7 protein-coding genes are annotated in these 15,111 nt (G+C 38.6%); all 7 read left to right on the top strand.

Translation table 11 applies throughout. From position 1 onward, the window contains the following. Positions 1–10: 10 nt before the first annotated feature. The 7 genes from EFY79_RS17660 to EFY79_RS17630 are packed head-to-tail and all read left to right on the top strand — an operon-like array spanning position 11 to position 15,104. The gene (locus tag EFY79_RS17660) at positions 11–6,406 is read left to right on the top strand and encodes a hypothetical protein (protein WP_123122070.1); all 6,396 of its coding nucleotides are present in this window, start codon (positions 11–13) and stop codon (positions 6,404–6,406) included. Between the two features lie 6 nt (positions 6,407–6,412). After that, positions 6,413–7,828 carry a contractile injection system tape measure protein gene (locus tag EFY79_RS17655; RefSeq protein ID WP_123122069.1) on the top strand — a complete coding sequence of 472 codons (1,416 nt, stop codon included), beginning with the start codon at positions 6,413–6,415 and terminating at the stop codon, positions 7,826–7,828. Next, entirely contained in the window at positions 7,803–8,162 is a 360-nt protein-coding gene (locus tag EFY79_RS17650; RefSeq protein ID WP_317128045.1) for an eCIS core domain-containing protein, read from the top strand. Before EFY79_RS17655 ends, EFY79_RS17650 begins: the two co-directional genes overlap by 26 nt. Continuing rightward, positions 8,159–11,215 (top strand): hypothetical protein, encoded by a 3,057-nt coding sequence (locus EFY79_RS17645; protein WP_123122067.1) that lies wholly within the window; start codon positions 8,159–8,161, stop codon positions 11,213–11,215. The genes EFY79_RS17650 and EFY79_RS17645 overlap by 4 nt, the downstream gene beginning before the upstream one ends. A gap of 34 nt (positions 11,216–11,249) precedes the next feature. Continuing rightward, positions 11,250–12,233, top strand: coding sequence for a WD40 repeat domain-containing protein (locus EFY79_RS17640; RefSeq protein ID WP_148041964.1), 984 nt, complete (start codon positions 11,250–11,252; stop codon positions 12,231–12,233). Positions 12,234–12,251: 18 nt separating this feature from the next. Further along, on the top strand, positions 12,252–14,288 hold the full coding sequence (locus EFY79_RS17635) for an eCIS core domain-containing protein (RefSeq protein ID WP_123122065.1): 2,037 nt from the start codon (positions 12,252–12,254) through the stop codon (positions 14,286–14,288). 33 nt (positions 14,289–14,321) lie between these two features. After that, positions 14,322–15,104, top strand: a complete 783-nt coding sequence (locus tag EFY79_RS17630) for a ParA family protein (RefSeq protein ID WP_123122064.1) — start codon at positions 14,322–14,324, stop codon at positions 15,102–15,104. The last annotated feature ends 7 nt before the right edge of the window (positions 15,105–15,111 follow it).

Raw genomic sequence — 15,111 nt, 5'->3', positions numbered from 1 at the left:
ATATTAAATTATGGCGAACCCGTCAACAAATAGCGTTGTGATTAGCAAAACCAATTCCGGCTTTCCGGATTACCTGGACTTTGATGCGTTGCGCACCAGCTCTATTGAATACCTCAGTGGTTTGACGGGAAAGATTTGGACTGATTATAATGTGCATGACCCCGGTATTACTATCCTGGAAATGCTTATTTATGCGCTGCTTGACCTTGGCTATCGCACCAATCTTCCGGTTGAAGATATTTTTGCTAAAAAACCCGAAACAGCATCTGAAAATAATTTTTTCACTCCCGGCCAAATACTTACCTGCAATCCTTTAACCATCACAGATTACAGAAAAATGCTGATTGACATTGATGGGGTGAAAAATGCTTGGTTATCCGTTGCGGAGGATATAAAGTTAGAGAACCTTAGTAAACCAACAAATAACGCTGATTCTGATTCTGTAGATAATAACACACCTTGTTTAACTTTCCTAAACGGCCTGTATCATATTTCATTACAGTTGGATTATCCTCCTTTAAGACCACAAGACAATGTTATCAAGGATGTGAAAGAGAAATTGTTGTCCCAACGCAACCTGTGCGAAGATTTTATTGATATTTCTGTTTTGTGCACGCTTAATATTGGAATATGCGCAGATATTGGTTTAGAGGCTGATGCAAATGCAGAAGATGTTTATATTAACATGGTTAAAGTGCTGGAAAATTTTTTTTCACCGGCACCGCAATTTTATACATTGCAGCAATTGCTGGATAAAGACAAAAAGATTGAAGACATATTTGCCGGCCGTCCTTATAATTTAACTACCAGCCATGGTTTTGTAGATACAAAAGAGTTTGAAGAAATAATACTGAAATCCGAAATTCATCTTTCGGATGTATATAATGTGCTGCTGAGTATTGACGGTGTGGCTACCGTAAAGAAATTAAAACTTACACAGGATGGAAAAACTTTTTCAGACAAATGGCAATTTACGATACCAACAGGCTATACAACCGTTTTTTCAACAGATTTCTCATCGGTGCAATTTTCTATAAACGGGATTGTAGTTCCGGTAGACTATCAAAAAATCAGCTCTTCTGTAAAATCAGCTTCGGATAACAGCAACAAATTATTGCAGCTTCCTGAAAATATTGATCTGGTTGTTCCTGCCGGTAATTACCACAATGATCTTGCTGATTATTATTCGATACAAAATGAATTTCCGTTGAACTACGGAATTGGACAGGGCGGTTTACCAAAGGATGCAACACCCCAGCGCCAGGCTCAGGCTTTGCAGCTAAAAGGTTACCTTCTTTTCTTTGACCAGTTGCTGGCAAATTATCTTTCGCAACTGGCTAATATCCGGAATTTATTTTCATTTAAATTGGATGAAGATGCAGCAAACCAGCGTACTTATTTTTTAAACGAATTAAAAAACGTTCCCGATTTTGAGAAACTTATTTTCAACATTTCTGACCAGGGTGATGCAAATTCGGAAATAAAAAATAATAGTAATCTCGCTTACCCGGTTCTGAAAAAGGATTTTGAAAAATTACAAAAAAACTCTTTTAGCAGTAGTGACCTTAGGAAATTACAAAAGGATTTTACCTGCAACTCCCGCGCTGAATTTAGCGCTGTAGCCGGAATAGTTCAAAATAATTTCAGCAACAGCGATCTATATAAAATATCTTCAGCCGCAACTACAAAGGATAAGTATTTTTTTTATTACATAGATTTTCCGGCAGAGGATATTTTTTTAACAGGGGAATTATATGTAGCAGAAGCAGATGCCCTGCAAGCCATCAAACTGGTGCCTTCAATGGGTTTAATAGAGAATAATTATAAAATTAACGTGAACAACACAGGAGCAGTATCATTTACCATACAATTAAACCTGTTAAGTTACCAGGAATATCTATCGCGAATAACAGAGAAAAAAAGTTCCTTTCAAAAACGGAGAGATGGCTTTCTTAATCACCTGCTCTCGCGTTTTGCAGAACAGTTTGCAGATTACGCTTTGCTTTCTTACGGCTTTTGTGATGCGGATGAACTTTCAGGCGGCATTATTAAAAACAAAGAGGATTTTCTTACACAATATCCTTTATTAAGCAGCAGCCGCGGAAAAGCATTTGATTACCGGACTTCAACAAAAGAAAACATCTCCGGCTTTGAAAAACGGTTTAAGGCTTATGCTGGTATAGAAAGCCGTTCACATGATACCTTGTGTAATTGTGAAGTGGTAAAATATGAAGACACTTATTCAGTCCAGCTAAACCTGTCCGGGATTGACTTGTTCAACACAACGGGAACTTATGAAGGACCTGAAAATGCACAGCAATCTGTTCAATCAATTTTTTCTTCTTTATCAGATAAAGAAAAGTATCGAATAGAATTTATTCAGCACGAATCAAAATACCAGTTACAGGTTGCGTTTAATAATAATATTGATGTAGCTTATTATCCTGTATTGTTTACACATGAACAGGATGCTGTAGATATTAAAAACAATCTGCTAAAGATGTTTAATGGAAAGCTTACAGATAATATAATTGTTAGCAGGAACGAATTCCGTTTAGAACTGAAAGACAGTGCCGGAAAAACTATCCGAATTTCTGCTGCGCCATTCGATACAGAAGATGAAGCTTTTGAATCGGCTATTGCTTATTTACGTGTACCATCAGATGTTAGCAAGTGGCAGATTATTTCACCGGAAAACAGCCCTTCAGGCAAGTTTTGCAGCAACGACAAAAAGAAGCCGGAAAAACTAGTAGACATTGAAGGTTTCAAAATTGTTCCCAATAATAATATTCCCGCGAAACCAGATAAATTTACTTACGAGCTTCTCGATAAAAATAATGCATTTCACTTCAAGGCACTGAATGAGTTCAATACCAAAAAACAAGCATACGCAGATGCATACAATTTACTTATGCTGATGGCGGACACAAATAATTTTGATCTTCAGGCTGATAAAAGAAAAAAATTGTTTGTTTTACGGGATGGCAAGCCTGTTGCTGAATGTGTTACCAAAAATGATAATTCAAAATGGGTCACCTTTATTGACAAGGTCTGTGCCATTGTAAATGATCATTATTACGAATTATCGGCAACCCCTTTTCCGTGCCGCTGGAAATTTATTTATCAGTTGGGATATGAAAAAGAAATGAACCTGCTCTTTCAAAGCGATGGAGAATTTGATACACTGAAGAATGTAGAGGCAGCAGAAAATCAGTTCACGGAATCGTTGCAGAAAATTAATCTTGAATCGGTTAATAATATATATGTTCTTAGAAACGCAGAAAATACAACGACAGGCTTGAGTTGCACTCATGTTGGAACCGCTGTTGAGGCATTGAATGAGACCCAAAAATTTGATACGGCAAAACAATTACTTGAATTAAATAAACAAATTCAACAACATAAGAAGAATGCCACACTACCCTTCGATAAAGGAATATTTATTGATGATTTGAGTAAAACCGGGGCTTATGTTTACCGTTTAACAGATAAAGACAATATATATGCACAATCTGCTATTACAAGCGGCGGGGATGCAGGAAAGCGATTAAATGATTTATATTCCGATGCGCTTAAAGGTTATAGGGTTTTGAGTATTTGCCTCGGAGGGGATATAACAGAATCATACAGAGACGCCAGAGCAAAATCATTGATGTACCGGTATGTAATCAGGTGCCACCATGATTTTGGGCCATTTAAAAAGGACACTATTTTATTTGAAAGCATTACAGGGTATCCGTCAGTACAAGAGGCCGAGGATGCTTTCAACAACATTTACCTGTTTATCCTCAGTAAAGCAATGAATATTGCTAATTATGGTTTTGATAAATATATTGTTCTTGACGAGCCTGATGCCATCAGCAAAAGCGATAAGAAAAATGCTGCAATTGTATTTGTTCCAAAAGGCACGCAGGCTTTGGCAGGAACAAATGAAGCAGATATTCTAAAAATGCTTTCCGAAACTGCAAAAAGCTATCCTGTACGCGTATTGATAAAATGCAGCGATGAATTTAAAAATTTATTTCCTTCGGAAGCGATGTTGTGTTTGCCCGAAAGCGCTGCGGGCTGTATAAAAAAAGCAGCTGAGTATGTTTATTATTTTTCCCTGCACAATCATCAAACTGGTTCAGACGACTGGCAAAGTTCAATTTTATATAATAACGCGCAGGAAGCCAGGCAGGCATTTTATTTTTTTATGCTGCTGCTGCAATACAAGGGCAATTATTTTGTTGATAAAGATTACAATACAAACAACGCAGTTTTTATCAGGGAAGTGCTTGCAGAAAGTACATCCAGGTACAAAACGGAGGAGGAAGCATGGGGTCCTTCGGGAATTGAAAAATTTATTTGCATTGCCCGGGCGAAAGATAGTTTTCATAAAATTTTAAATAAAAAAAATTGCATTTATACTTTTACAGTTGCCTGCAATACCAACAATGCCGTACATCCATGCACTTATGAGTCAGCAGATAAAAGAGATGAAGTGCTTGAAAAATTATACACAGCTTTTAAAAATTTTGACGCCACTAATTTATTTAAGATAGTGAATGAATCCGGGGCTGAATTTTTGTACGGTATTGATGGTAATAAGCTTGCGATTCTAAACAGCGACAGCGCGAACGCACGCCCTGATTGCGAAAGAATAATTGAAATCATTCAGCAGTGTGGTAATGATGCTAATTATGATAAAACAGATAATAAATATTCACTTGTAAATGGCAAAATAAAACTGGCTTCACCGTATGATGATACCATGTCTCAATCTTCATGGAAAAAATTGCTTTTAACTCTTGCGTTTTATTATCCTGTCCAGTCAATTAACGATAAGTATTGTATTGAAATAAGATTGCCTGGTTTTAATTCCCAGGATAATAACCTCGTGAAAAAAACCTGCGGATGTGGCGCTGAGCAGGTTATTAAAACAGATGATTGTTTCGTTGCATGGCAAGGAGCATGTTGTTATGATAATTGCATGGAAGCCTTTAATCAGTATTTAATTATAATTAGGGCACTTGCTAACTACGAAAATTACCGGTTTTATTTTGATTGTATTTGTTACTGTTATGGCATAGCGCTGCAAACAGATAAAGATATAGCGGCGTACAATCCACAAAATTATACCAGCACACAAATGGTTTGTGATGCTGTTAAACGCAGCAGGAATTTAGTCAATCGCGAAGGAATTTATTTAACCGAACATATTCTTTTGAGGCCACGCATTCCAAATGGTTGTGCCGGTAATTATATAAGGCCTGGAAATTTTGAAAAGCAAACAAAGTGCTCAGGTTTGTCGTGGAAAGAAGAAATTTTTGCAGCAGGCAATGAAGAAGAAAAGAAAATTTGTTTTGCTCCTGGAGAAGATCCTTTTTCGTTTATCGCCACAGTTGTATTGCCCGCCTGGCCTGAACGTTTTCGTAAAAAAGAAAACCATGATTTGCTGGAAATGATGTTGTACCGGGAAACACCAGCGCATATTTTGCTGCGCATTTTGTGGCTCAATCCACAGGACATGTGCAAATTTGAAACGCCTTACAAAACCTGGAAGGCAGCGCTCCTGCAGAAAGGAATGGCTGACATTGAAACTGCATCCTGCAAGCTGATGGATTTTTTATTCTCCTCCACTTTAAATTGCCTGAGTGATTGTAATGATTGCTTGCCTTGTATGGAAAAGGTGGTTGATGTTACATGTTTGAATGATACGACTGATAATACCAAAATAATTACAGCAAACGATAAGCTGAATGCAATCAATGATTTGTTTGGCTGGCAGAAAATGGAATGTAAATCCAATGACAATTCCCTGGTAAATAGTGATCTCAATATTCCTTTAGGACAAAATGTTTCGGTGACCAATACAGCGTCCGAAAAACTATCTACGTCCGCTACCGATACTCTAACAGTTAATTTACCGGACACTCATGCTGAACTTTCGCAGGAAGAAGCCCGCTTTATCAATGCAAGGCTAACTACTTATAAAGGCAATATAAGTGCGGTTTATTCTGAGTCGAACAGAAACTTGTTGGCTAAAGATGCAGGCGATATTCTTGCCAATACAGGTAATAACCCCTTAGGAGAAGGCCTGCATACAAAAAAAGACCCTGCGGAAGAAATAAACAGGTTGTTGCAGGAATTAGTATCTGATGAAATAACAGGTAATCAGGAAAAGGCATTAACTCAACCACAAAAAGAAGTACTGATAAAAAACCTGGTCTGGTTCTACATGGATAAATCAGTTTTTGAAGAAAAAAATATTGCAGCCATCGGGCTAATAACAAACGGGCTGGACAAGTTAAGAGAAAATAATTACGACATGCAGTCATTGTTTACTGAATGGAATCCCGAAGAAATTTCAAAATACGCATCTAAAGAAACAGTTAATAAAATAAAAACACTATTGGTAAAATAAAATATAATGCATCTTATAAAAAAACAGTTAATCGAATTAAAGCTAACCCGGGAACACAATGCCTTTCGGATGCAGCATTTAATTAGTGAACATTACCGGAATGAAATGATACCGGTATTGGAATCTGTTTTTAATGATTATTGCAATGAAGACGAAGTGCTGATTCTTGACAGGCTTGAGATTGATTTCGGCGTTATTTCAGAAAAGGATATTGAAAAGAACCGATGGAACGATGATATGCTTAACACATTTAAATCAAGTTTACTTGATAATCTTGCCGCTCTTTCTGTTAACAAAAAATTTATTCGCCGTTCTAAGGCAATGAATAGTTGCAGGCAATGGATTTCGTATATGCAAAAGGGGTATTTACCCTGGAACACAATTGCAATAAACGACAAATGGTACGAGGATGTGCTGGAAACATTGGCAACCGATTATTCAGGAGTTGCTATCTTACGGAAGCTATTATTGAATGAGAAAACTTTTGCTTACAGGGTTGCACAACAGCATAATACCGATTTCTTAACAAAGCTGGTAGAAGTTATTACGGCTCAAAGCCAGAAGCAACTGGCATTGGCTGCAGAGGAAGTATTTACCATCATTAAACAAGTTAATATTTATCAACACCAGCAAGTCCCATCTGTTGGTTTTGTAAAAGCGATCTGGCAACAGTTGTTAGTGGTTGCTTCAAGCGTCCAAAAAAACTTTTCAACAGAAAATATTGCTTCAGCCGTTTTAAGCCCATACTCAGCCAAATTGCCGGTTCAAAAAAAACGACAAAAAGAATTGCTCTCGCTGGTTACCGTTTTGAAACAAGTGTTGGTTACGTTTTTTGAATTCAACAATAGTCTTAGTGAAAATAAAAAGCTCCCGGATAAAGTTGTTATTGAACAAAAAGGGAAAAAGGATATCACTGATAAAAAAGGTAAGAACACTTTAACAACAATTGATGAAGACATACCGACAGCAAACGGGGGCAAAACATTTATAGCTAATAAAGAAGATGTAAAAGCTACAAAAGGGAAAAAAATAACGGAACAATTGCAATCGAATGATACAGGAAAAGAAGAAAGGTCCTTTGCCGATACTCTGCCACATGATACTACGCCAGGCGACAAAAATCAGCAAGATGATAAACATAATATCGACGCAGATGCCGCCAAAGAACTACAGCATCAGCCAATAAATCCTATAGCCTCTGCGGATAATATGATGGAGAAAATACTATCCCAAAAAAACCTTGGTGAAAAGGTACAAGAAGAACCCAGTAAACTTCTAAGGGAGACCATACCACCGGAGGGTATATTTATACAGCATGCCGGATTAGTATTGACACATCCGTTTCTTAGTTCCTTGTTTAAGCGGTTAGAATGGTTGCGGAATAACGAATTTATAACTGCATGTACAAAAACAGGAGAGTAATAGTTCGGCAGCAACAGCAACGCCATCTGTTGGAAGCAGTTTAAGCGCTTCAAAAGGTAGCGGAAGTCCTCTGCCGGAAAGCACCCGTACACAAATGGAATCTTCTATTGGCGCCGATTTTTCTGGTGTAAGGATTCATAATAACTCTGCCGCGGCACAATTGAGTGACAACCTGAATGCGCAGGCCTTTACACACGGTAATGATATTTATTTTAATTCAGGTAAGTATGATACCAGTTCTTCCGAGGGGAAACATTTGCTGGCGCATGAATTAACGCATACAGTCAACAAGGGGCGAGCATACATCGTAAGGAACAGGCAACGTCTCATTTGATTCAAAAAGCCGGAGGACCTGCCGCATCCAAACCAACCAGTTCAGAAGTGGTAGATATATCGAAAGGAAGTTTCAATCCTTCTGAAAAAGTAAAGGGAGAAATTGAAGAGGCCTCACATCATGGTGGGCTTGACGTGCGGATAAGATCCGGAGCTTATGCATCTGAGGGTATTATTAAAATAGAAAAAAAGGGTGACAATTATAATTCTTCCCATCCCGCTTATCTGGCTCTTAATAATGCATGGTTTCAAAAAATACCGGCGCTTGTGCTTCGTGTTGATATAAAAAATAATGCAGCAACGGGCCTGGTAACAATAAAAGGTGGTGGGACTGATGTAAGCATCTGGCTGAAGGGTATCAAACAGGCGGAAGATCAGATTGGAATGGGATTCCATTTTTCTAAAAAATTACCTGGCAATATTACCAACAAACTTGAAAACGGAACACTTCAACTCGGCTTCAAAGATTTTTCTATTTCTATCGGCGGTTTCCTTGACATGAAGTTAAACTTCGAGATGGCCAATATTACTACACCCGTTTTTGACGGATCGGCAACGCTGACGTTAAAAGGTGCTGAAGGTATTGTAAACGTAGATAATAAACAGGGTAAACTGGGCGGTTCAGGAAGTTTAACCATTACCGGCTTTAAAGGCTTCAGTGGTTTGCTGGAAGTAAAATATGATGCTGCCACGGGCCTGGTAGATATTCATGGAAAAGCTGAATATACGGGCGATAAACTTACCGGCTCCATTGAACTGGTATCAACAGACCTGGTAACGGCCAACAACTTTGCAAAAGATGCCATCAAAGCTGCAGGGGGTGTTGAAAATGCACAAACTGCTGCGCCACCTGCAGCAGTGCCCGCACCGAAAGCGGATGGTAAAAGAGGAATAGCGGGTGCAGGACAATTACAGTTTCATCTTACTGAATGGTTTGCAGGAACGGTGAATGTAGTGGTAGATGCGGAAGGGCATATTACCGTCATCGGCAAAATTGCACCGCCGGCTGAGATAACACTTTTCAAACAAAAAAATTGGGATAATGAGCTCTTTAAACTGGAAGCAAAGGCTTACTATGGCATTCCTGTTGTAGGCAACCTGAATCTTTTTGCCAACGTTAGTTTGCATTCAATTGCCAAACTAGGCCCGGCCAAAATTTATAATATCGAGATCATAGGCACCTATTCAACTGATCCTACTGTTCAAAAAAATATACAGATTGCCGGGTCCATTAATATCTCTGGCTACGCCGGCCTTCGCCTACGTGCAGAAGGTGGTGCAGGCATAGAAATTTTGAGCCATGATCTCAAATTCGGTGTGGGTGTGCAGGCAGACGTGGGTGTGGAAGCGTACGCAGATGCAAGGCCAACTATCGGTTGGCGCGAACCCGGTGAGTTCTTTATCAGCGGCACACTTGATTTAGTAGCCCAACCCGTGCTGGGATTGGGCGGAGATTTCTTTATCGCAATTGAAACGCCATGGTGGTCGCCGCTTTCAGATCACAGGTGGACATGGCCTTTATTTGCTAAACAATGGCCACTCACGGATCCTATTGGTATTAGTGCTGAGTTAAAGAATTATGTTCTTGGCTCAGGTAATGTGCCGGACATTACCTTTAAAAAACCTGAATTCGATGCGTCCAAATTCATGACGAATATGGTAGATGACACTTTGCCTCCTAAATCGGGCGAAGGAGGAAAGGGTCAGGGCGCATTTAAGGAAGATGGTTCAGTAAAAAAACCTGAACTGCCCGATCCTAAAAAAGCAAAGGCCGATAAAGCTCAGGCAGGAAAGGATAAGCCTAAAAAAGGCGCAACACCGCCCGCCAAAGGAGCTAAGCCTAAGACAGAAGCAAAATCAGACCCTGAAGCAGTTAAAATTTTTGAAGCAGCCGGCGCGAAATTAAAAGGAGCCATAAAAGAACCCGTAACTAGGGCGGACCTGCAAAAGAAATTGACGCAGATTGAAAATAGTACCAAAGGGATTAAATTTAATATACAGCAGGAGGGAGATAAATGGAAGGTAACTTCTACAGCAAAAAAGATTAATAACCCACACCCGGTAAGTTTTACGGCTTTGTTGACGGAAGCAGATAAAAAAGGTAGCGGAAAAGACAATATTGAAGCAGCCTTACAGGAGATAGATAAAGAAGGAAAAGAAAAAATTGCAGATGGAGAAGTAACAAAAGCAGATGCCGATAAAATTGTAGCAGATGTTAAGAAAGATCATCCAACGGTTATTCAGTCTATTTCTGTAATGGATGGAGGTGCGACTTGGGATTTTGAATACGTACAGAAAACAAGTAAAAAATCAATACCAAAGAAACATGGATCTTCAGACATAAAAATCGGAAACTATTATAAATCTAAAGAAGGAGTATTCATAAAAATATCATCAGTGGCTCAGGATTATACGAAAGCTACAAATGTTCGTGAAGGGAGAGAAATGAAATTTGATACAGCCACACTTTCAAAATTAATAACAGAAAAGTCTTGGAAACTAACAACGGAAGCAGAAATATCGAAAATAACACCTGACAAACGTTTTTTTCCTTCGAGTTGGTCGCCTGGAAGTGAGTCTATCAGACCAAAATTATATGAAAGTCACGGTTGGGCAACAAAAAGCACAAATAAAAAGAAGGCTGAACTACCGGGAATCAAAGCAGAAATTTACAAAGTAATGAATAGCATGGAGCCTGCAAAAGATATTCAGTGGCAAACATTAAAGACTCAAGGCAAAGTGGAACGCGATGCTGGTATCCATAATTACGATCCTGATGCAGTAGAATATCAGGTAGACCACGAACCGGATTTGGCGATAAGTTGGAACGGAGGAGACAATAATACAAAAGATGACATAAGAAGAGATCATGTCTTAAATGATAGTAATCTTAGGGTTGTAACTAAGCAGTTTAATCTGGCAAAAAGCAAAACTAAATATTTCTTATGGGTTGGGAAAAATTTTGAATCAGAAAAATTGAATGTACCAAAAGATGCAAAAGCAATTGGTAGTAATCCTTTTCTAGCTACTGAGAATGGAAAGCCGATTTTATAAAATATATAAGCCTAACGGGATTAAAAAAAAATCAATGAAAGCAAATAATTTACCTCTTCCAAATGGGTCTCCTATTTTGAGTCTTGCTTATAATTCAGAGCTTAATATGCTGGCTGTAGGTCAGATGGGCGATTCTAAAAATAAACCAAACCTTTCACTTTGGAACCCTTTTGAGAAAAAAGTAATCAAAATAATTGAAGAAAACGCATACCAAAATATTTGGGCTCTATGTTTTAGTTACCAGGGTAAGCATCTCGTTTATTCGGACAAGACCAAATTGTTTATTTACGATATTTCGTCTGATAAAAAACACGAATTCAAAACAGACAATAGCAAAATTATTAGAATTATCTCTTCCAAAGCATCGCCTATGATAATTGTTACTGGAAAATATGTTGAGGTGATTGATATAGATTCTGGCGAAAACATCTGGAAATTCAAAGGATATCAAGCTGAATCACAAACAAAAAATTTGGAAATTCAGAAATTGCCTGCTGAATGGAAAATTAAAACAGAGACACTAAGCTATGTAAATGAACCGGCAACTGTTGAAATTTTTGATGATGGCGAATCAGTTCTGATTGGTGGTCATAATAAAGCACAGATTCAGCAGATTGAAATTAGTTCTGGAAAAATCATAAAAGAAATATTCCCTGCACCAATCCAAGGATATTTCATGAGCCTTGGCTGTAATGAAACTGTTCTTGCCATTTCCTCTAAAATTCCTTATGCAAATTATCTATGGGAATTGGAAACCGAGAAAAGAATACTACCGGAAATATTTAATGAAAGATTTGGAGGGTATTCTTCTTTATGTCTCCACCCCAAGAAAAGGCTGTTGTTAAGCGGTTCTTTAGCTGGTTTTGTTTCAATGCAAAAGCTTGACGATGGGGGATTTATTTTTTCAGAAAAGCTCCATGACGGCAGGGTCAGCCAGGTGGCCTTTTCAAATGTTTCTAAAACTTTTTTTTCTGCTGGTGACGATGGTAAAGTAAGAATAATTGAAACAGGAAAATAATTTATTTAAATTAAAATCATGTCATACCTCTCCCGCCTCTACAACCACCGCAATGCCCAATCCACCGAAGGAAAAGACAAACCTTTTTTTTCTAAGAAACAGCTGGGTAGTGAAAAACAGAAGAAAAATAATTTCTTCCAGGCAAAGCTTTCTGTCAACGAACCTGGTGACAAATATGAGCATGAGGCAGATAATGTTGCCAAAGCGGTGGTTAATAATAAAACAGCAAAACCCGTTATACAACAAAAAGAAATAAGTAGCATACAACGGCTCGCCACTTCCCTGGAAGATGAAAAACTGGGCACCAATGATCAGCGGATGGAACGTGATAAAGAAGACAAGGTAAAAGCAGTTCAGCGTGCTGTTACACCTGAAAAAGAAAAAGACAAAACTGTTCAGAAAATGGATGCGCCAAAGAAAGAGGAGGAAAAGCCAGTACAGAAAATGGATGGACCCAAAAAAGAGGAAGAGAAGCCTACAGTTCAAAAAATGGACGCTGATCACGAAAAAGAAAAAGTACAAAAGAAAGATGACCACATGAAAGAAGAAGAAAAACCAGTGGTCCAGAAAATGGAGTTACCCGAAAAGAAAAAGGAAGTGGAAACTTCCGTACAGAGGAAAGAGGCAGATAATGAAAAAGAAAAAGTGCAAAAGAAAGACGATCACATGAAGGAAGAAGAAAAGACAAAAGGATCTGCTGTACAAACCAAACACGATGCATCTACAAATACAGCATCACCAAAAATCGCCGCAAATCTTAAAAATTCTGCCGGCAAAGGGAATAAACTTCCTGCAAAGACAATGCATGAAATGAATAATTCATTTGGTGCAGATTTCAGCAATGTGCGCGTACACAACGACAGCGAAGCAATAAATTTAAATAATGAATTGCATGCACAAGCCTTTACACATGGCCATGATATTTTTTTTAATGAAGGAAAATTTGACCCAAGCAGCGCCCAGGGAAAATTTTTGCTGGCTCATGAATTAACACATGTAGTTCAGCAGGGTGGCGGCCTTCCGGCAGATGAAGTGCAAAGAAAGAAGATTGATCATCGTTCTTTAACATGGTCTGATTTTATGGGCAAAGTCCCTAAAAAGGCACAATATGATGCTGAAACCAGTAGCGGGATGACAGATTTCGATTCATCAGGTTATCCTTTCAAACCATTAACGGCAACAGCAAGCGGTACAATTGCACATTCAGGGTCTAAGAATATAGATTGCGAAAAAGGAAAAGCTAAAGATAAACACGCCGACATGCATCCTGATAAATTTAAAGCCTTCACTGTAAATATTGAAGCCAGCCCGGCTTCAATTTTGGTGAAATCATTTATGTGGCAGGAAAACTCCTGGGCAAAGGCATGGACAACCGATCTAAAAGCGAGAGAAGCAAAAGCCGGCAAGGCGATTGCAGGCTGCAATGCTTCTATTACTAAAAGCCTTCATGATATTAATGCTGCTTGCCAGGCCAATGCCGCTCAATGCAGGGCTGCATTTAAAAAGAACAAAAATATAGTCATCACACTCGATGGTGCAAAGGCTACCAAAGCTGGCGAATGTGCCGACCTTGTTGACCCCTGTGTAAAAAATGGGAAATCTTCTATAAGCTATAGTTACCAAAATGATAATGGCGTAACAGCGAAAGCCACTGACTTAGCAGATTGTGATGCAAATTTTAAACAACAAATGATAACCGGAGTTTTGGACGATGACAGTAAAACATTATTGCAACACGAACAGCGGCATTTTGACCTTACGAATCAATTGGCAGAACAACTTACACAGGAACTTAAAACCAAGGCAGCCGGATTTGCAGTTAAAAATGTTGAAGCATGTACTGAAGCCGGCGCAACAGCCGAAGCAAAAAAAGTGCTTGCAAAACAACAGGCAGAGCTTTCCACGATAATAAAAAAATACCAGGAAAAGCTATCAGATTTGCAGGCTGCCTACGATAAAGAAACAAAACACGGAACGATAGCGAAGGCTCAAAAGTGGTGGGGAGAAAATATAGATAAGGGCCTGCCGGAAAAATCCGGAAAAGGAAAATTTTAAACCTCTTTAATGAGAAATTATTAAACTATTTATATGTCTATCATTTCGTTTGCTATACAGAAAGGAGGTTCCGGTAAAACTACCAGCGTTATTAACCTTGCTGCAGCACTTCAGCAACAGGGAAAAAAAATATTGTTGGTGGATGCAGACCCCCAGTCCAATCTTACGCAATCATTAGGCATTATTGAAGAAACAGGCGAAAACTTATTTACTGAATTAAAAAAAGAAACTGAGGGTAAAAAAAAGAAAGACGAAATACCCGCAATTATAGCATTGGCAGGGGGGCTTCATTTAATTCCTTCATCAATAGAACTGGCCGGCGCCGAACTGGAACTGGTAAATGTATATGGTAGGGAACAATTGATTAGCTGGATACTGAAGCCTCTTGAAAATGAATACGACTTTATTTTTATTGATTGCCCGCCTTCCATTAGCATGCTTACGGTAAATGCACTGGTGGCAAGCCGTTACGTACTGATGCCTTTGCAGGCAGAGTATCTTCCGCTAAACGGCGTTCGAAGTTTTATGCACCATTTCGGCAATGTTCAAAAAATCAAAAGAAAACTGGGGCTTGAAATTGACATCCTTGGGTTCATTTTAACCAAATTTGATGAGCATAAAAAAATGAACCGCGAAGTGTGCAGCCAACTGGAAGAAGAATTTGGAAGCAAAGTTTTTAAGACTCACATCCGCACAAATATCCAGCTCGCAAAAGCGCAGGAAGCAGGATTGGATATATTCAATTTTGATAAGCATTCACATGGGGCAAGCGATTATATGGAATTATCAAAAGAATTTCTGTCTAAAATCGAATAAAAAAATA

This window comes from Hanamia caeni, assembly GCF_003721595.1.
GTDB lineage: Bacteria > Bacteroidota > Bacteroidia > Chitinophagales > Chitinophagaceae > Ginsengibacter > Ginsengibacter caeni.
Note: the sequence above shows the minus strand (reverse complement) of the source record. Positions and strands in the feature narration are given on the sequence as shown.